Raw genomic sequence first — 240 nt, forward strand, 5'->3', positions numbered from 1 at the left:
CAATGGGTTCTACAATCCGCGACGGCGCCATTCAGCACTGGGATGGAAAAGTCCCGTCGCTTTCGAACGGAAAGTGGCTTAAACGAGCACTTGGGGCGGCACTAAAGCGCGACAGGTCCATGCTGTATCTATCAGCGAAAGGCCTGCGTCCGTCGAAGATCGGGCCGTTCCGGGCCACTGGGAAGGCGACTTGATTGGCGGATCCAAGAACAGCTATATCGCAACCCTCGTTGAGCGGCA

Annotated in this window: 1 pseudogene; it reads left to right on the top strand. The window is 57.5% G+C overall.

Features of this window, described 5'->3' with window-relative positions:
• Positions 1-124: 124 nt before the first annotated feature.
• A pseudogene (locus AB9F29_RS22750) lies at positions 125-240 on the top strand (IS30 family transposase); the annotation flags it as partial.

The sequence above is a fragment of the Falsihalocynthiibacter sp. S25ZX9 genome (assembly GCF_041205405.1).
Lineage (GTDB): Bacteria > Pseudomonadota > Alphaproteobacteria > Rhodobacterales > Rhodobacteraceae > Falsihalocynthiibacter > Falsihalocynthiibacter arcticus.